Annotated in this window: 11 protein-coding genes and 2 pseudogenes; 4 read left to right on the top strand and 9 right to left on the bottom strand. The window is 46.9% G+C overall.

The annotated features are described in order from the left end of the window. The first annotated feature begins 53 nt into the window (after positions 1-53). Positions 54-602: a TetR/AcrR family transcriptional regulator gene (locus P40081_RS08105; RefSeq protein WP_042134607.1), complete on the top strand. Its 549-nt coding sequence runs from the start codon at positions 54-56 to the stop codon at positions 600-602. A gap of 236 nt (positions 603-838) precedes the next feature. On the opposite strand, the gene P40081_RS08100 is transcribed toward P40081_RS08105, so the two are convergent. The 6 genes from P40081_RS08100 to P40081_RS08075 form a co-directional block, all read right to left on the bottom strand. Further along, positions 839-2,542 (bottom strand): ABC transporter substrate-binding protein, encoded by a 1,704-nt coding sequence (locus tag P40081_RS08100; protein WP_042134606.1) that lies wholly within the window; start codon positions 2,540-2,542, stop codon positions 839-841. A 50-nt stretch (positions 2,543-2,592) separates the two neighbouring features. After that, on the bottom strand, positions 2,593-3,429 hold the full coding sequence (locus tag P40081_RS08095) for a carbohydrate ABC transporter permease (RefSeq protein ID WP_081969875.1): 837 nt from the start codon (positions 3,427-3,429) through the stop codon (positions 2,593-2,595). 84 nt (positions 3,430-3,513) lie between these two features. Beyond that, complete coding sequence (locus tag P40081_RS08090; RefSeq protein ID WP_042134604.1) at positions 3,514-4,470, bottom strand: ABC transporter permease; 957 nt, start codon at positions 4,468-4,470, stop codon at positions 3,514-3,516. Between the two features lie 85 nt (positions 4,471-4,555). Then, positions 4,556-6,118: a response regulator transcription factor gene (locus P40081_RS08085; RefSeq protein ID WP_231575402.1), complete on the bottom strand. Its 1,563-nt coding sequence runs from the start codon at positions 6,116-6,118 to the stop codon at positions 4,556-4,558. Beyond that, positions 6,102-7,886, bottom strand: coding sequence for a sensor histidine kinase (locus P40081_RS08080; RefSeq protein ID WP_042134602.1), 1,785 nt, complete (start codon positions 7,884-7,886; stop codon positions 6,102-6,104). Before P40081_RS08080 ends, P40081_RS08085 begins: the two co-directional genes overlap by 17 nt. 100 nt (positions 7,887-7,986) lie before the next feature. Beyond that, complete coding sequence (locus P40081_RS08075) at positions 7,987-10,170, bottom strand: alpha-galactosidase (protein WP_042134601.1); 2,184 nt, start codon at positions 10,168-10,170, stop codon at positions 7,987-7,989. Positions 10,171-10,350: 180 nt separating this feature from the next. Between P40081_RS08075 and P40081_RS08070 the strand changes: the two genes are divergently transcribed. Next, positions 10,351-11,193, top strand: a complete 843-nt coding sequence (locus tag P40081_RS08070; RefSeq protein WP_042134600.1) for an AraC family transcriptional regulator — start codon at positions 10,351-10,353, stop codon at positions 11,191-11,193. A gap of 34 nt (positions 11,194-11,227) precedes the next feature. Here the strand turns inward: P40081_RS08070 and P40081_RS39265 are convergent. After that, positions 11,228-11,391, bottom strand: a pseudogene (locus tag P40081_RS39265) (RNA polymerase subunit sigma-70); the annotation flags it as partial. Positions 11,392-11,561: 170 nt separating this feature from the next. Here P40081_RS39265 and P40081_RS08065 point away from each other — a divergent pair. Beyond that, positions 11,562-12,527 carry an NAD(P)H-dependent flavin oxidoreductase gene (locus tag P40081_RS08065; protein ID WP_042134598.1) on the top strand — a complete coding sequence of 322 codons (966 nt, stop codon included), beginning with the start codon at positions 11,562-11,564 and terminating at the stop codon, positions 12,525-12,527. Between the two features lie 121 nt (positions 12,528-12,648). Here P40081_RS08065 and P40081_RS08060 read toward each other — a convergent pair. Beyond that, positions 12,649-13,011, bottom strand: a pseudogene (locus P40081_RS08060) (sigma factor-like helix-turn-helix DNA-binding protein); the annotation flags it as partial. A gap of 207 nt (positions 13,012-13,218) precedes the next feature. Here P40081_RS08060 and P40081_RS08055 point away from each other — a divergent pair. Further along, a complete protein-coding gene (locus P40081_RS08055) occupies positions 13,219-16,392 on the top strand; it encodes an amidase family protein (RefSeq protein WP_081969874.1) in 3,174 nt (1,057 codons plus the stop codon). Positions 16,393-16,950: 558 nt separating this feature from the next. On the opposite strand, the gene P40081_RS08050 is transcribed toward P40081_RS08055, so the two are convergent. Continuing rightward, on the bottom strand, positions 16,951-19,275 hold the full coding sequence (locus tag P40081_RS08050) for a helix-turn-helix domain-containing protein (RefSeq protein ID WP_042134595.1): 2,325 nt from the start codon (positions 19,273-19,275) through the stop codon (positions 16,951-16,953). Between the last annotated feature and the right edge of the window lie 102 nt (positions 19,276-19,377).

Raw genomic sequence — 19,377 nt, 5'->3', positions numbered from 1 at the left:
GTGTATAAACGATTGATAAGGAATTTATCGAAGAAAGAAGGGTTGGAAGCGCGGTGGCTAAAATCACACAAGAGCTCATTATTGAAACAGCGGAGGCATTAATTGAACGCACGGAAAAATCCGAAGTGACCCTTTCACAAATTGCGGATGAATTAAATATCACCCATGCCGCGCTTTATAAACACTTTAAGAATAAGCAAGAGCTCTGGGCAGCCGTGTCTAAAAACTGGTTCAACCGGATGATTTCAGAACAAATAAAACTAGATAATACAAATTTGATGAATGCACAGGACCTGCTCCATGATTGGCTCTGGGCATTTGCTAACGCCAAAAAACGCGCCTATAACGAAAATCCCAAAATGTTCGCCTTGAATACACAATATGTGGATAGCAATCCCCTGGTGTTACGCGATGTTCTATGGGATTCCTATCAAATTATTGACGGCTTCATGGACTATCACGATCCCCGCTTCGAACGGGCAGAGGCAATTCTCTCCGCATTTGCGGTGTTTAGCCTCCCGTCCTTCAAAGAATCCTGGAATCTTCCAGACTACCAAGACAGATTTGAACGCATCTGGAGTTTAATCAAAAAGGGTCTTTGAATCGTTTGAGTTCCAACACAGCGATACAATCCCGCCGCGCTTGTACCAAGCGATGATGTTTAACCGCATCAGCTTTCCTCCCGGCAGATTAAATTGCAGCACGGTTTTTTATAATATTAACCGCTTACATTAATGTTGTGCTCTCTCACTCGTTTGTGTCTAATGAGTCCTCTCCACAGAACAACGGGCTCATTTCCCTCCTGTCACGCTGGGAATGAGCCCGCTTGATCAACAATTTACTTAGTAGACCACAGCTTGATACGGTTCTGAATATGCATGGTATACGCTTCTTCCATTTCCTTCACTCCGGCCTTATCCAGATCTGCCATATAGGCTTCCCAGATTCGATCGAACTCTTGCGGCTTGGACATAATGGCTTCAGGGATTCTCTTCCAGGTGATGTCCTTCATCTTGGCTCCCAGGATAACAGCAGGATCGTCGCTGGCGAGTGACATCGTGTAAGCCGCACCATAAGCTCTGGGCTTAAATTCATCTTCTGACGGGAAAAGATCCTTCCAATGTTCGGCGCCGTAAGCTTTCAGCGTTTCCTTCTCCGGTGCACTGTAACTTGCGGTCAGCTGCTCCGGGTAACTGCGGGTAAAGTAATTTCCGGTTGAATCTTTAATACCGTCTCCGTAATGGACCATCAGATTCCAGTAGAGGCCGACACCGGATTCTTTTTGGAAGGCTGCATTGTCGTTATCCATGCGTTCCTGTACAGCCGGAATAACCATCCGTTTACCGTTTTCAACCGTGTAATGTTTCCCTTCTATTCCCCAGTTGTTCAGGATTTGCCCTTCTTCCGAGGCAAGGTAATCGAGGAACTGAATCGCACGCACCGGGTCCTTGCATTTGCTTGAGATTGAAATACCATACCCTCCGTCAAAGCCTGCCGGCCAGAAGCTGGTGTCCTTGTATTTCTCACTCATCGTGACCGGATAATGCCCATAGGTCTGATCCAATTTCCCGGCAGCCTTTAGCGCATTTTGGGCATCTCCATAATCCCATTCAGGATCAGCCAGACCCAGAACCCGGCCGGAGGCGACTTTCGCCTTGAACTGGTCAGTCTTCTGCACAAAGCTCTCCGGATCGAGCAGGCCGATATCGTTCATGTGATTCAACCAGCGGAAATACTCTTTTTCTTCCGGACGGCGGAAGTGATACGTTGCCTGATGTGTTTCCTGATCAATGAAATATTCCCCGTCATCCGGCCCTCCGGTCGTCTGAAATCCCGAATTGGTGACCTGATACATATGCCAGTCGTCTCCGTTCAGGGAAAGGCCGATATTTTTATTTCCGTTTTCGTCCGTCGGATGCTTGGTGATATACTCCTGGATGACTTTTTCATAATCCTGTACTGTGCGTATTTCCGGATAACCGGCTTCTTTGACAACACGGTGCTGCAGTTCAAAGCCTCCGTCGGCTTTAAACTTCCTCTCATCTACGGCGGACCATGTGGGAACCGCATAGATTGCTTGGTTATCTAAGCTGTACTTGGTCCGGACAAGTTTATCACCGAGCAGTTTTTTAATATTAGGTGCATGCTTGTCTATCAATTCCGTTAAATCGAGCACAGCTCCGGCATCAACAAGCTTGCCGACATCCGCCTTTGCGGCGATCAAATCAGGATAATTGCCTGTTGCCGCAATCAGCGACATTTTTTGAACCGGATCACCCACTGCAAACTCGGCATCCAGTGTCACACCGGTTTTTTCGGCAATAACCTTACCTACTTCATCCTGCATGTTATTCCAATTGGTACTGCTGTCCTCTGAAAAATAAGTAAGCGTGACCGGCTTTACATCCGAACCGGAAGCACCTTCCTTGTTACTGTCCTCTCCGGCAATGGAGCCGTTATTCCCTCCGCAGCCAGCAAGCGTCGTCGTTAACGTCAGCGCAAGCACGGAAGACAGTATCAGTCCTTTTTTATCTGGCTTCATGAAGCTAACCCCCTAGATAATGGATAAAATGCTATTTGAACAAGAACGATCTAACTCTTAACAGCTCCAAGCGTCATTCCTTTGACAAAATACTTTTGCAGGAAGGGATATACGACAAGAATAGGCACAGTGACGACAATCGTGATTGCCATTTTGACGGATTCCGGTGAAATTTGTGACATCCGCTCAGCCATATTCGCCGCGTCCTGGGAATTCGTTGCACTTGTCGTTGTGCTTTGCAGAATTTTCATTAACTCATACTGTAGTGTTGTTAATGCTTCGTCCGACCCATTGAACAGATACGTGTCGAACCAGGAATTCCATTGTCCTACCGCGAGGAAAAGGGCTACGGTAGCCAAGGCCGGCTTGCACAGCGGTAAAATGACACGCCAGTAAATCGTAAAGTCGTTGGCTCCGTCCAGCTTCGCAGACTCCTGCAGCGCATACGGCAGTCCATCAATGAAGGAGCGGATCACGAAGACATTAAAGGCGCTTACAAGTCCCGGCAGAATGTATACCGCAAAGGTACCGATCAGGTTCAAATCTCTCATCAATATGAATCCCGGAATCAGACCGCCGGAGATGTACATGGTAACCGCCAGAAAGATGGATATAAATCTCCTCGCCTGAAAGTCATTGCGCGCAAGTGTGTAAGCAAGCATTGAACCGCTGATCAGACCTGCTATAGTACCGATAAGCGTCCGCAGTACGGATATTTTAAATCCGGTTATTAAGCTTCCATAAGTGAAAATCAGGCTATAGTTATCCAGCGTGAACTCCCGCGGCCAGATGGTAATCCCGCCCCGGACGGTATCTACTGAATTGTTAAGAGAAATCGCCAGTACGTTCAAGAACGGATATATCGTCAATACGGTTACCACAATCATAGACAGATAAACTACGAATGCCAGTATCCGGTCCTGTGTTGATTTCGAACGGTGGTTGATTTGGAACCCCTCCTCTCTCTCTATCTACATGATGCTTTCGTTAGTAAACCGCTTAAATATACCATTGGCAGCAAACAATAGAAGCAGGCTGATCACCGAGTTGAAAATGTTGATTGCCGTTCCGAAGGAGTATCTGCCCATAGCCAAACCATAATTAAGCGCATACAAATCCAGCACTTCAGAGTAATCAATGACCAGGTGATTCCCCAGCAGAAATTGCTTCTCAAACCCAGTACCCAGTAAATGTCCAATCGACATAATTAAAAGAACGATGATGGTCGGCCGGATGCCAGGCAGTGTAATATGCCATATTTGCCGCAGACGGCTCGCTCCGTCCACCCTGGCCGCTTCGTATAATTCCGGGCCAATCCCGGAAATGGCGGCAAGGTATATAATGGCGTTCCACCCTGTTTCCTTCCATATATCTGAACCGGTCACGATTCCCCAGAATAAGTTCCCCTGTGCCATAAACTGAATCGGTTGATCAATAAGGTTCAGGCCGAGAAGGATATCGTTTACAATTCCGCCGTCCGTGGATAGCATTTTGGTAACGATCCCTGCAGCAACTACCCAGGAAACAAAATGCGGAAGATAGGAAACGGTCTGGACGAACCTCTTCAATGCCTGAACACGAACCTCATTGAGGAGCAATGCAAAAACGACCGGCACGATAAATCCGGCAATCAGCCCCATAAAGCTCATCGCCAGCGTGTTTCGAAGCACCTGATAAAAATGGTCATCCTTGAACAAGGTACGAAAATGCTCAAAGCCCACCCACTTTTGGTCGAAAAAGCTCACTCCGGGTCTATATTTTTGGAAGGCCATCGTCCAGCCCCACAAAGGCAAGTACTGGAAGACAAACACCCAAAGAACAAAAGGTATAGACATGTAGTAAAGATACTTCTGATTTATTAGCTCCCTCCAAGCGCTCTTTTTTCTTTTTGTGTATACGTTTTCCGCATTCAACGTTATCGTTTTCATACTTCCTCCCCTCTCTTCATAACTATCATAAATTAGAGAGGAGGGGCTTCCTATACCAATGATTTCGGGAAAAATCATCTAGAAATTATGGATTCTTATAATCCGACGGCGACCGGCCTTCATACTTTTTAAATTTGCTGAAAAAGTAATTTACGCTCGTGTAACCCACCTGCTCTGCCACTTCATACACTTTCATTCCTTGGGCCAGCAGTTCCTTGGCTTTCCGGATACGTACTTTGTCCAGGTAGGTATTAAAATACTCTCCGGTCTTCATTCTGAACAACTGACCCAAATAAGGGGTACTATAGTTCAGCAGCCCGGCCAATGTTGATAATTTCAAGTCTTCCGCATAATGTTTATGAATAAAGTCGATCATTCTCTTGAATTCATGCTCTTTGCCCTGTGTATCAGATTCCTCCACAAAATCCAGAAGAAAGCGGCGGATATCCTCTATTAGCTGCTGTAATCGGTCATGCTGATAGATCCCGTTCAAGAAACGTGAGACCTTCTCCATCGATTCCCCTTCTAAACGGGAGTCGGCGGCAAGCTTATGAATGATTCCATTGCAAAGAAAAAAGAAGGCTTGTTTAACGTGATTCTCATCTTGCCGCTGCCCGCAATACATCGCTGCCGCCTCATTTAGCAGCTGCGCTACCATGGCCTTATTCCCTACATCCAGGCAGTAATACAGGCGGAGGATTAAATCCCTCATGAACTCTTCATTGCTGTCTTCGGTTAAACCGGCAGGTACCGGCGGGCAGACAGGGGGATAATCCGGCTCCAGGAGACGATCTCTATCACTGAAAAAAGACAGCTTCGCCGCTTCTCTGGCTTTCGAATAAGAATTACAAATAAGTCCGGCTTCGGTAACAGCCCCCCCGGTTGCCGCAATAAACCGGATTCCGGCGGCAATATTCCGGATCTCGCCATACAGGTTATCGCGCCGCTGCGATCCGCGCAGCGGCGTGTTGAGCAGAAGCACCACATGGGGAGAAATGACGGTTACAGCCCCCAGGTTCCGCTCCTCTGCCATTACCTTGAGCCCAGCCGCCAGCCGGTTGAGCGCATCCGGCAGTTCCGCTTCCGGAACACGCGGAACAATAACCACGACTTCGTAGCTGCCGCTCCATAACAAATCAGGTTGTCCTATGCCGGCACCAAGCCTTATCGTTTCTCCCGGCTTCTCCTGAGGGACCAGCAGACGATGCAGGTATAAGTCCCGGTCCAGTGTCTCTGCCTGAGGGCTTGTCCGCTTACGTTCTTCCTCTTCAATCCGTTCCCTCACAAGCTGTAAAGTAGCTGACATTTCACCGATATTCACCGGTTTAAGCAGGTATCCGGCCACACCGTACCGGATCGCTTGCTTGGCATACTCAAAATCCGCATATCCGCTCAAAATAATAAATTGCGTGTTATGACCAGCCGCTCTTACCTGCTCAATGAGCTGCAAGCCATCCATAACGGGCATCCGGATATCTGCTACAACGACTTCCGGAGCTTCCTCCTCAATGATCTTTAAGGCTTCTCTGCCGTTTCCTGCGGCAGCCACAACGGTATAACCCAGGCTTCCCCATGGAATTAGCGTCTGCAGTCCTTGCCTGAGTTTTGGCTCATCGTCCACGATAACGACCTTAATCAACAGGTACACCTCCAGGAATATAAAATGTAATGACAGTGCCTTGTCCCGGCGTGCTCTCAATGTTCAGGGCGCTCGTTCCCCCGTACAGCAGCACAAGCCGGTCGTTCACGTTTCGAATACCGATCCGCTCGCTCTCCTGCTCATGTATGGATTCGGCAAGCTCCGCCCGGATACCCGCAAGCCGTTCCGGCGTGATGCCTGCTCCATTGTCACTCACTTTAACTGAGGCCCCCTTCGGGACCCTGCTTATTTCAACCCATACCGTTACTCCCTCTTCGCGGTTATCCAGACCATGGATGATTGAGTTCTCCACCAGCGGTTGGATAATCAACGGAGGGACAGGCATGGTATCCAGATCAGGATCAGACACTAGGCGGTATTCCAAGCGGTCTTCATACCGGAACTTTTGCATATCAAGATAACAGCGCACACGCTCAAGCTCCTTGCACAGAGGAATACTCCCGTTACCGGCCTCCAGGCTGCTGCGCAGAAGCGTACTCAGAAGCCATACCGCTTCTGCGATATCATCCTGCTTGCGTATATGGGCTTCCATGCGGATCGATTCCAGCGAATTAAAAAGAAAGTGCGGATTGATCTGACTCGCCAGCATCTTGAATCGCATCTCATTCTGTCTCTGCTCTACCAGATTTTTTTGATTATTCGTTTCCTGAACTTCTTGAACCAGTTCATGCACACTTCTGATAAGCGAATTAAACTGCTTGGACAATAACCCCACTTCATCTTTGCCATCAATATGGAGGTAAGCTTCCCAGGAACCGGACCCTACCCTTGTCATATGCTTGCTTAAACGAAGAAGCCTCCCGGACAGCAGAGATGCAAAAGCATAGATAAGCACCACTGCAAAAATCAGGCTAGCCGCTATTACAATGGCCCCAAGCCGAATAACCCGGTTGGCATCCCTCATAATGTCTGAATAAGTAAAAATCGAAATAATGCGAAGCCCGTTCCAGCTGTTTTCGGGTTCCAGGCTGGCGACAACTACTTTAGAGTCTCTGCCATTGATTACCGTGTCATAACTTCCCTCTTGTCCGGATAGAATCTGTGGGTCTCCATCCATTACTGATAATTTCCTCCCCAAATAACCGGCCTCATTGGAGCCGACAATCCGGTTTTTGTTATCCACAAGCATTGTGATAAAGGATTCCTGATCCAGAATAGAGCTTAGTTGCCGTTGATCTACGTTAATAGTCAGGACGCCTTTACGTCCAAGCGAGTCAGCCGGAAACGAACGGATCAGGCTGAGCTGCTCCGATCCGCTTTGTTCGTCTCTGATCAGATTCCAACCGGCAAGCCCTTTTTGTTCTATGGCTTCCTTGTACCATGTTTTTGCCATGATCCTCTCATCCGGTTGAATGAACTCCCAGTTATTGAGTGCCCCCGGATTCACGACATACACACGAATGCCGGATATCTCTTTGTACAACTGAATGTAGTCCCGGATATCCGTATATTCTCGGTAGGCTTGAATAACCTCCGCGTAATCCTCGTATTTTTGGGCGGCTACTCTTTTCATCCTGTTATCAACCGTCAGCCGGTAAGAAATATCCAGCGGCACCTTAAGCAGCTCTTCCGTCCGTTTTTGAACACGCTCCACATTGTTTGAAATTTGGGTTAAGGCATCCTTGATAACAATCTCCCGAAGCTTCCCGGTTAAGAACAGACCAGATAACATCAAAGGAAGAACGGCAGCGGAGATAAAGGTAAGGGCCAATTTCTTTTTCATTTTCATATCGTTCATCATGCGAAAAAAAAACATCGCTCATCCTCCCGGGCCCTATTGGCCGCTTCACGAAAAATGCCCCCTTCTCATAGGAAAGGGGCAGTCACTATTCGAAATTATGATGAATTCATTGCGGTCAATCCCTCAGCGTATCTATAGCCCGGACTCTGAACCAGCCGCTTTCATAGTCCTTCTGTTGATAGGACAGGGGCAGTCCCAGCTTCATCAGTCTATCTCCCCCATAAATAGACCTAGACCCGCTGCACTCCGGCAGAACTTCATATCCGAATTCGGGTTCAAGACCGGCGAGCTGCAGATAACTCCGGGGTGCGTTCGGCACCGCTGTAACTTGAAAATAGTAGACCAAGGCTTCCTTCTTGTCCCCGGATACAAACATCCAGGCGGACTCGTTGCCTTCAAAAGGACTTTTCAGCCGGTATAAATCCCCTTTTTGGACTAAGCCGCGAATTTCTTTGTAGGTAATGATCTGGCGCCGAACCGTTTCCTTTTCTTCGTCAGTGAATTTCGTCAAATCCAACTCATATCCAAAATTTCCGGACATAGCAACATTGCCTCTAAAATCAAGCGGAGTTATTCTTCCAACCTGATGGTTCGGTACGGCCGATACATGAGCCCCGATTGCACTTATGGGATAAACCAGGCTGGTGCCGAATTGAATCTTCAGCCGTTCCGCCGCATCCGTATTGTCACTGGTCCAGGTTTGCGGCATGTAGTAGAGCATTCCCGGATCGAAGCGGCCTCCTCCGCTGGAGCAGCTCTCGAAAAGGATATCCGGAAACGCCTTTGTGATACGTTCTAACAGCTCATACAATCCAAGAACATAGCGGTGGGCGGTCTCTGATTGCCGTTCCGGCGGTAATTCGGCTGAACCTATCTCCGTCAGACACCGGTTCATGTCCCACTTCACATAAGATACAGAAACGCCGGAGAATATAGCAGAAAGCGAGTCAAAAATATAATCGCGCACCTCTTGGCGGGTGTAATCGAGAACCAGCTGCCATCTGGCTTCGCTGCGTCTGCGTCCAGGGACATGAAGACACCAGTCCGGATGCTTGCGGTACAGCTCGCTGTCCGGAGAGATCATCTCTGGTTCAACCCAGAGTCCGAACTTTAGTCCCAGGCCGTTAATACGTTTCGCAACATCTGCCAGTCCGCCGGGAAGCTTCCGGCGATCCTCAAACCAGTCGCCCAAAGAGGAATTGTCTGAATCCCGTTTACCGAACCAGCCGTCATCCAGCACAAACAGCTCGATCCCCAGCTTCGCTCCTTCTTCCGCTATCGATACCAGCTTGTCCGCGTTAAAGTCAAAATAGGTGGCCTCCCAGTTATTAACCAGAACAGGACGTTCTTCATCCCGGTGTCTTCCCCGGCACAGCCGGGTGCGATACAGACGATGATACGTCCGTGACATCTCTCCGAGTCCTTGTCCGGAATAGACCATAACCGTCTCCGGTGTCTGAAAGCTTTCACCGTGACTAAGCAGCCATGCGAAATCAAAGGAATTGATACCCATGCTGAACCGTACAGAGCCAAAGGAATCAACTTCGGCATCCGCCTCAAAGCCGCCACTATAAACTAGACTGAACCCGAAAGCTTCACCTTGAGCTTCCGTCGTTTCGGGAGTGATCAAAGCGGCAAAAGGATTAAATTGGTGGCTGCTCATGCCTCTTTTACTGTCGATCCGGGTTTCTCCTTGATGAAGCGGCTTACGGGTAATATTCCCTTCCCTGGCCCAGGCGCCGGAAAGATACACAATCTCATAATCCCGTTTGCCTGGAAAGTCGACACTTGCACTCAAGGCGCGGCGAAGCCGTAACTTCTGTCCGCCTGCATTGCTGAAAAGTGCCGAGCGAACGATCACATTCCGGTCCGCGAAGATACTGTAGTAAAGTGTCACTTTAAGACTCGAATACGCATCGGTTAATTCCAACTCCAGCGTCTCCGCCTCCGCCTTATCCTCGGTGTATACGGCCGGAAGTCCAGTCAGAGACGGCTTACCTTTAGTCACCCGATAACCCGTGTATGTTAGCTCCGTAATACGTGTTCCATCCACAAGCTCAACCTGGTACGCCGGGTTCCGAAAGTCTCCGCTTCCATATTGCGGGTATTCTTGAGGCAAGCGGTCTAATCCGGCTGTATCCGGGGTATGGATAAGCATATTGGACATTGGCTCCCGGTGATTCAGTTTGCTTCCCCAATAGATATGTACTGGGTACCCGTCTATAATTTGAATGATATAACTCATACCCATGGACTGCAGATGAAACAACCCTGCTTGTTCTTGAACGATGATGCCCATAACCAAACTCCCTTCTTTCGATAAGCAAACCCCATCCATTCATGGTTTAATACTTGATTAATCCTTAACCGAATGGTGTTTGTCCCTAAAAGGATATACTATCTATACACATTTAGTACATAGCATGATGATCACTAATTATGTTATAATGCTGGATATTAATTTCAAAGGAGTTTTGCTGTGATTGAATATTTGCCCCGCAGTAAACAGCATATGGGACTACATCTTACTCAGTTTGGTAATGAGGATTGCCTACCGGGTCACTTTTTCGGCCCGGCGGTAAGGAGCCACTATTTACTCCATTATGTTTTGGATGGGGAAGGGTTCTATGAGGTTGACGGTACCCGCTATGAGCTGCGGAGAGGACAAGGCTTTTTAATTTATCCGGATATAATCACATATTATCAGGCTGGAACCGCGAACCCTTGGTCTTATTGTTGGTTCGGGTTTGACGGGACAGCAGCAGAACCGCTTCTCAAGCAAGCAGGTTTATCGAAGAGCTCCCCTATCTTCTGCTATGACCGGGACAATAGGATAGAACAGTATTTACAGATGATGATTGAATCGGGAGGATTAGGTAAAGCTCAGGAAACCAAGCTGACGGGTCTGCTTTATTTATTGCTGTCTCTTCTGATTGAGTCCAGTCCGGTGACTTCCCCAGAATACATGGAATCAAGGACAGAGATTTACATCGAGAAAGTACAGAATTTCATTGAAATGAATTATCCGTATAAGTTTACCGTTGAGGATATTGCCCGATTTATCGGACTCAATCGAAGCTATTTGTGCTCGTTGTTCAAACAGAGTATGCAACTCAGCATTCAGGAGTATCTAATCCGCCATAGAATTAATAAGGCATGCGAAATGATGGGGAACACCGGACTGTCTATTGCTGATATTTCCAGGTCCGTAGGCTACAATGATGCCTTGCTGTTCTCCAAAATGTTTAAGAAACTAAAGGGCTCCTCACCCAAACATTACCGGGTCGAAATGCTGGCGTCGCCAACAAAGGTTCAAACTTAGAAAAAAAAGAAGAGCTGCCCGGTGCAGTTCTTCTTCAACGCTTCCCCTTATAAAACTCATGATACAGCTTCATGAGCATCCTCTTCTCTATCTGCGGCACATAACTCCACAAGATCTCCAGATCCTTCGCAATCTCCCGCTACCTCCGCTCTTCCCGCCGGTATCTAAACCAAACCGTCCGACCACGACTGTTTCTTGAATCCTCAATTAATATCAACATCATAAATAAAACAGTCGAAAGACATGATATTTTACATAGTTTGGGCATGTTTACAGTCACATCCGGGAAAGACTTAACTTTGTTACGATATATCTTATTCCTCCAGAGGAGTTTTATAATGTCAACAACTTGCGAAAGAGGTGTGTAATTGAAACTTCCAACAATCCAATTCGGACATATTAAATCGAGAGTTCCTGTTATTCAAGGTGGAATGGGTGTAGGCATATCCTTAAGTGGACTAGCCGCTGCTGTTGCCAATGCGGGCGGGATCGGCACCATCTCTGGTACAGGGATCACTGCGGATGAACTGAGAATGCATATTCGCCAAACAAGAGAACTCTCTAAAGGGATTGGCTATATCGGTGTGAATGTACTATTCGCAGTGAAGGACTTTGCCGAGAAAATGAAGGTTGCTTTGGAGGAAAAGGTGGACTTTATTATTTCCGGAGCCGGAATTTCTAGAGATATTTATGCTTGGGGTAAAGAATATGGTACTCCTGTCGTAACTATTGTTTCATCCGCCAAATTAGCCCGAATTTCCGAAAGACTTGGTGCCTCCGCAGTCGTTGTGGAAGGGTTCGAAGCTGGAGGCCATTTAGGTACAGACAGACCCATGTTTGATATCCTTCCTGAAGTCTTAGAGGCCGTTTCGATTCCGGTTATTGCTGCGGGTGGAATTCTGACAGGGGATGATATCGCAAAAGCCCTTCGGATGGGCGCGTCTGGTGTTCAAATGGGTACCCGTTTTGTGGCTAGCCATGAGTGTGATGCTCCCTTAGCCTTCAAGCAAAAGTATGTAGATGCTCAGCAAGGAGATACAGTCCTAATCAAGTCTACTGTGGGTCTGGAAGGCAGAGCAATTCGAAATGAATTTACGGACCGCATCCGAAATGATGCCAAATTAAAGATAGTCAAATGCTATGATTGTCTAAAGGTTTGTTCACATCGCTTCTGTACAATAGAGTCCCTGCTCACTTCCCTCAGAGGAGATGTTAAGAACGGATTGGTTTTTGCCGGGTCCAGAGTTCATGAGATTAAAGAGATTTTGTCCGTACAGCAGATTATCGACAATTTAATAAATGAGTACCAAGGGGCATTGAACCCGACAATTTAAGGTTGTTCTAAAATTTAAAAGCACGATTAACCACTTAAGAAGCTTGGGATTTCCGAGCATAAGTGGTTTTTTTGCTTGATACTCAAATTTAGTTATATTTATTAAGTCATCATAAAGCCCCCTAATCTATAAAATAATAAAATTCATGATAAAGCTCCATGAGCGCCCTCTTCTCAATCCGCGACACATAACTCCGCCAGCCCCCCAGTTCCTTCGCAATCTCCCGCTGCGTCCACTCTTCCCCACCGGTATCCAGTCCAAGCCGCCCTACCACGACTTCTTTCTCCCGTTCATCGAGAATAGCGAGATTGCAGTAGATCTTACTCTTCTCAATCTTCAGATCCCCTTCCTTTATCACATCGTCTGCCTCTGGGCCGAGAGTATCAATCAGCGTAATCTCGTTGCCCTCTTTATCGGTCCCAATCGGATCGTGCAGTGACACGTCCTTTCGGGTCTCTTTCAGCGAACGGAGGTACATCGGTATTCAGAACCATACGTATCATATTATGTTAGTTAATATATCTGATAGTTACCATATATATTATAGATTTTAATAAATATAGTATTTAATCTATATCAGAACTCTAAAAATATATTAAATTTTTAATAGTTATTGACTGATAGAAATAATGATGTTATATTTCCTAACATTAATTAATAAATATACATACAGGAAGAGGAGATTACTGAAATGAATAAGCTGAAACGTCTAAGTAAAACTAAAAGAAATCATTCTGGTTCCCCCCGCTCCGAATATTCACCAGCAAAAAATAATTGGAGTAAAAAGCAATTTATAGCTACGTCCATTGCGTTATCTGTTATCGCTTCGAGTGTCATTCCGTTTCAGACCGCTGATGCTTTAACTCGGGTTACTTCAGCAAGCGGCACAGTATGGGAGATTCATGATGTCTTTGCGCCTAGCTTAGACACAGGAAGTTTACGTACCGTTGGTACTACACAAGTACAAGGCTTCGGTAATATCTTCGTTAAAGTGTCGTCGCCTACAGCTTCACTGATGAATGGTCAAATGATGCGCGGGTTTGACTTGAAATACGATGGTGTGAATAGATTCACTTCGACTCAGTCTGTAAATCTGGGAAATGTAACTGTTACACGTGATGTGTATGTCGATACTATAAATAATCGTACGAGATTCTTTGATACTTTTACTAATAAAAATGATATGAACGTAAAGGTTGATGTCTCTTTCGGCGGCTCTCTGGGGTATGGTACAGCAGCAAATGCTTCAGTAGTCAAGGCAACCTACTCCAATGATCTGGAGGTGACTACGGATGATTCATGGATTGTTGTAGACAGCAGTGCCAAAGACAATAAGCCGCTGGGCGTTGCAGTCGGGTCTCCACATCCATTTGAGAATGGATTAACTAGCTTAGGCAATCAGCAGCAGAATCCATTCACAACACCATTAGCTAAGTCCGGAAATGATGCGAATTTCTACGGGTTCATTAATACATTAAATATTGAGCCGGGTCAGTCGAAATCCCTGGTGCATTATGTACAAGTGGGCGAAGCCGGTGAAGAAGGCCTGAAGAATCTGGTGACGATGCTAAACGGGCTTAATAGCCAGCTGGATATATCCGGATTAACCAACGCACAAATCCGTTCAATCAGTAACTGGGATATCTCTGCTATAGAGGGACTGGATACTGGAGATCCCCTGGTGATTCCTGAGGCTCCTGCTGCTAAAGCATTCATCACTTCTTCCCCCTATGATGTTACGAATAAATCCATTGCACAAATGCAGCAGGATATGATTAGCGGTAAAACTACTTCCGTGCAAATTACTCAGGCTTATTTGGATAGAATCAAGGTATACGATGAAGGCCAGCTTGGCTTCCATGCCTTCCTGCATGTCTCTGAAACTGCGCTTACCCAGGCACAAGCTGCTGACAACGCCCGCGCACAAGGTGCAAAGGGGGATTTGCTCGGTATTCCCATTGCGATAAAAGATATCTATGATACCAAGGATATGCCTACTACCGGCGGCAGCAAAGCGCTTGAAGGCTGGCGGCCTGATTCAGATGCATTCCAGGTCAATAAGCTGCGGGAAGCTGGAGCTGTCATTATTGGTAAAGTAAATACTTCCGAGTTCGCCAACAGCGGAAGCTTTAGCGAGAGCGGCTGGCAGCAGACATGGAATGCCCTGTATCCATCGAAAACCTCCTTTGGCTCAAGCGGCGGCTCGGCAGTATCTGTTGCAGCTGATTTTGCAGCAGCAGCCATGGGATCACAGACAGGGGTATCTCTCTATGCACCAACTACAGGCGCCAGCTTAAAAAGCTTCCGTGGTACAGACGGCATGGCAAGTACTACAGGTGTATTGCCGCTCACTTGGGGACAGGATTATGCAGGTCCCATTGCTAAGACAGTAACTGACCTGGCCATCATGTTGAATGCTACAACGGGTACAGATCCACAGGATATCTTCACAGTGACTGCCGATGCAGACCATAAGCGTCCGGCTGACTGGAAGGAATCTCTGGATACTAATGCATTGAAAGGAAAGAAAATCGGATATATCCCTGCTTCCTTTGTCTCTAGTTATGCCGATGATGATACCGGACAAGCCGTAATGAATAAGTTCTCCGAGCTTCAGGCAGCGGGTGCGACAATGGTTGAAATGTCAAAAATACCGTCAGCGCCTAGCCGTCCTTCAGGCATTAATGGATCTACTGAAGGTTGGGCGCGCTATATTGAGCTTCATAAGAACTTCCCTTACATTGATGGAGCAAGTGTACTGGCTTCAGATAAGGTGCTTATCTATAATCAAAGAGGATATACAGAGCCTACCCGCATGACTGAACAAGCTGTACAAGATTACATCAAATATAGAACGGACTATAAGGAAGTTATTAAAGGCTGGATGGACGAGAATGGCGTGGATGCTGTGGTTTACGCAGGTTTTATCAGTGACGTATATAACAATGACGCAGCAGCCTCTCAATTAAGCTCTGACCGCAACACGGGCGTATTAACGTCTAATGTCGGCCTCCCTACGGTAGTTGTTCCTGTAGGAACGAACGACAGCGGATATTCCATCTCCATGCAGCTTGTTGGCAGAGCATGGGACGATGCCAAAGTTCTAGGTATGGGCTATGCTCTTGAGCAACAAAGTCAAGCCAGACTGCTTACAGCCTATGCTCCAGCACTTCAATACGTCTCTAACCCTACTAATCCTGATCCAGTAGATAATGAACCAAGCAATCCAAGTCCTGGAGGAGGTACCGTAACTCCCCCGGTAACAGCAACGCCCACACCAACACCGGCTCCTACAGCAACACCAGCACCTGCAGAACCAGCAGCACCAACACCTACGCCGGAAGTTGTCAGTTTCGCAGATACCATTAATCACTGGGCAAAAGCAAGCATTGATGTGCTTATAGCCAAGGGATTACTTACGGGTTATTCTGATGGAACCTTCCGTCCGGATTCAGGGTTGACCCGTGCCGAATCCATCAAGGTCATTGCAACGTACATGGGGCTGGAAGGACAGGCTAGCAGCTTTACAGATGTATCTCCAACACATTGGGCTAATACGTATATCGGCGCAGCAGCCGGAGCAGGCCTGATGAACGGATATAGCGATGGAACCTTCCGTCCGAACGGCAAGATAAGCCGCAGTGAATTAGCGGCACTGATCACTAGAGCCTTTAAGCTTACAGGTACTGGAAACACATCCTTCAAAGATGTTAATAGAAATGCATGGTATTATGATTCCATTGATGCACTCGCATCCAATAATATTATTACTGGCTACGAGGATAGTACCTTTAAGCCTGGAAAAGATATTACCAGAGCAGAGTTTGCAACAATGGTCTCCAGATTACTGGAGACTGCGAATTAAGAAGCTCAAGGAATAAAAGACAAGAGGCTGTCCCAAAAGCAGATATTCTACTGACAAGTCAGATTCTCAAATTTCTCAAAAGCTTCAAACGTTAAAAAAGCAGCGATTCTCCCGTTATTGGAGAATCGCTGCTTTCTGTTTTTGGTCCCATTGCTCAAAGAAAACGCTCCTTTTGAAGTGATTGGGTGGTACCTCCATTTTACCAAAGGACAGTTTCTTTTTGTGATTTTAGAAAGATTTGAAGAACCTTTTCCCGCTTAAACAGCGGAGAGGACGGAACGACCCGCGGAAAAGCGGCAGCGGTCGCCTTGGTCTCCGGATTTTAACCGCTAAGGGAACTAATTGACGGAGTGCACAAAAGGTTTGGCGATTATACCGTATTTCCCTTGGACCATCCCGTCGGTATTTCAAAGCACCGGTTCCTTACAGCTCAGCAGTATATTGATACTTGCGTATACAGGGATAATCGGAATAGCCGGAACATTTGCCTGGTGGAGATATGCGGAGCAGCCGTAAACAAGTGAAGAAACATCTGCTGAAGAGCAGATGTTTTTTATATCACTCCTCATCACTCATAGTGCTTTTCATCGCCTCCTGTTCGCGGAACGCAGAAGGTGTCAGCCCGTACTTTTTCTTGAACAAGGTGGAGAAGTAAGTGATGTTGTATATCCCTACCGATTCACTGATCCTGGCCGCAGTCTCAGAGGTAGAAGCAAGCAGATCCTTTGCTTTTTCCAGCCGGGTGTTGTTCAAGTACTCACTGAAGGATTGCCGGGTCGCTCCTTTGAACAATTTCCCCAGATAGCTGGGTGACAGTCCGGCGATGCTCGACACCAGATCGAGGGAGATGTTAGGCTCGGCATAATGTTCATGAATGTAATTCTGTGCTTTTTCGATGAGAATATTATGCTTTTGAGCATTCAGCCAGTGATTCTTGTCTTCAATTAATGTGCAGATGGTACTGCAATAGCGGTTGAATAGGTTACGGATCTCCGTCAGATCTTCAGCCCGTTCAATATCGGTTATTGCTTGCAGGTAATCATTGAAATTAGATTCCGGCACATGCTGTAAATAGTCAAAATGTTTAAGCAAAGACAACATGAGTTGAGTGCTAAAGGTGATGACCTGATGAACGGAACCGCTGGATATTTTATCTATAAATTCTTCGATTGCGCTAACCATTGGTTCCGGCTTGCCGTCCTGTACAGCATCAATCAGCTTCTTCTCGTAGGCGCTGGGGTAACTCAAGGCTGTCAACACATGGCGGCGTGTCGCTATAGCATCCAGAATCGCTTCCTTCCCATAGATGAGCCGGTATTTCACATACTGCTGTGCAGAAGTGTACGAGGACGGAATATTCCCCTTTCCACAGGATATATCTCCTATCCCTATAGATACCGTCACCTTGAAGTAGCGATTCAGGAAGCTTTGAATATTGCGCAAGGCAGGCCCCAGTTCTTCCGGGAGCTGATTGTCCGTGTATTGAAGGATGGCAACAGCTTCACTTCCTCCCATAATGAGAACATCACATGGGCCGATATGCTCCAGCATCTCTTTTGCGATATTCCCAAGTGCGAACCGCAGCAAGGACTGCTGTTTCCCCTCTATCCCCTCCCCTAGTGGTTCAAGCTCATTGATTTTGAATACCAGAACGCCAAAATAAGGCCCTGCTACCTCCTCGCCGATATCCTTAATAATTTCGTTCGAAACCGAGTGCTCCAGTGAATGACCACGCAGCAAGGCATGCAGGTAATGCTCCCGGACGGTCCGGGACGAGTGGGTAATTACAAACTGCATCGACTTCTCACGTTCATGATAGGACTGGAACACCTCGGTCATCAGCTTGTATTCATCAATAGGCGCCAAACCGGATGCCGGATTGGCCGGGTTAGGCATGACTTTTTCGAGCAGTGCCGATAAGGGTCTATTCATGTTGGAGGTCAAAAGGACAGAGAGCAATAGACCTGCGAGTACAATTCCGGCTGTAACCAGCAGCGTAATCCCCCGGAGCTGGTCAATGTTAGAGATGAGCTCGGAATACGGTGAAACGCTTACAAAATACCAGTCCAGTTCCTCTGACTTTACATAAGTGACCAGATTCCTTTGGTCTGAAATCGTTGTGGTGAAGCTGCTCTCCTTATGGTTCTCGATTAATATCTTCCGCACATACTCCTCTTCGGATAAATCCTCCAGAAACAGGTTGGAATCGGTATGAGACAGCACCTTACCTTCATTATTGATTACAAAAACATTATTAGCGGCGTCCGCGTTGCTGATCTTGCGGATGGTCGTCAAAATCGACTGCTCCTCCACATTGATATAGATCAGCGGATTGCCTGTGGTCCGGGGTGAGAAATTCGGGTACAGCAAGAAGGTCAGGAACTGTAATGACTTCCCGTTGTTGCGGCCCGGGGCCTTCAGACTGCGCGGATTGAACTCCATATACTGCTTCGCGCTAAGGGTGGTAAGAGAAGAATCAAACGGAAGCCCGGCTGTATCAATGGTAGTTCCTGTAGAAGGCCGATGTATTCCGATACTGTGTATATATGGGTTCACATTTGTAATTTGTTCGATCTGCTGAAAAATATGATAATTGCTTACCTTGTCCTCCACCGTCTCATTCAGAAATGACAGGATTTCCGGTTGAATAAGCAGTGTATTTCCTATAGTGATGACCTGATTATAGACTACATCGGAGGCGTAGGTAACCTGGGATAACATCGCCCGGGAATTACGTTCTATCTCCTTTATGGCACTTCTGGAGAACAGGGAGAAAAGTACACCGGATAGCAGGCTTACGGTCAGAAGAACGAGAAGGAAATATGAGATGGTGAGCTTTTGAAATGCCTTGTATCGAACAAGCCGGTTGATGGTTGTCCGCATGCTGAATTCCTCCCAACACTGCTCGTTATCATTTCTAAACTATAGTACATTTTGGGCCGAAAAGGTACTGAATCAGGCCAAAATGAAAGCCATTCCGTTTTT

The sequence above is a fragment of the Paenibacillus sp. FSL P4-0081 genome, from assembly GCF_000758565.1.
GTDB lineage: Bacteria > Bacillota > Bacilli > Paenibacillales > Paenibacillaceae > Paenibacillus_AQ > Paenibacillus_AQ phytohabitans.
The sequence above is the reverse complement of the archived record's forward strand: the minus strand, read 5'-3'. Positions and strand labels throughout refer to the sequence as shown.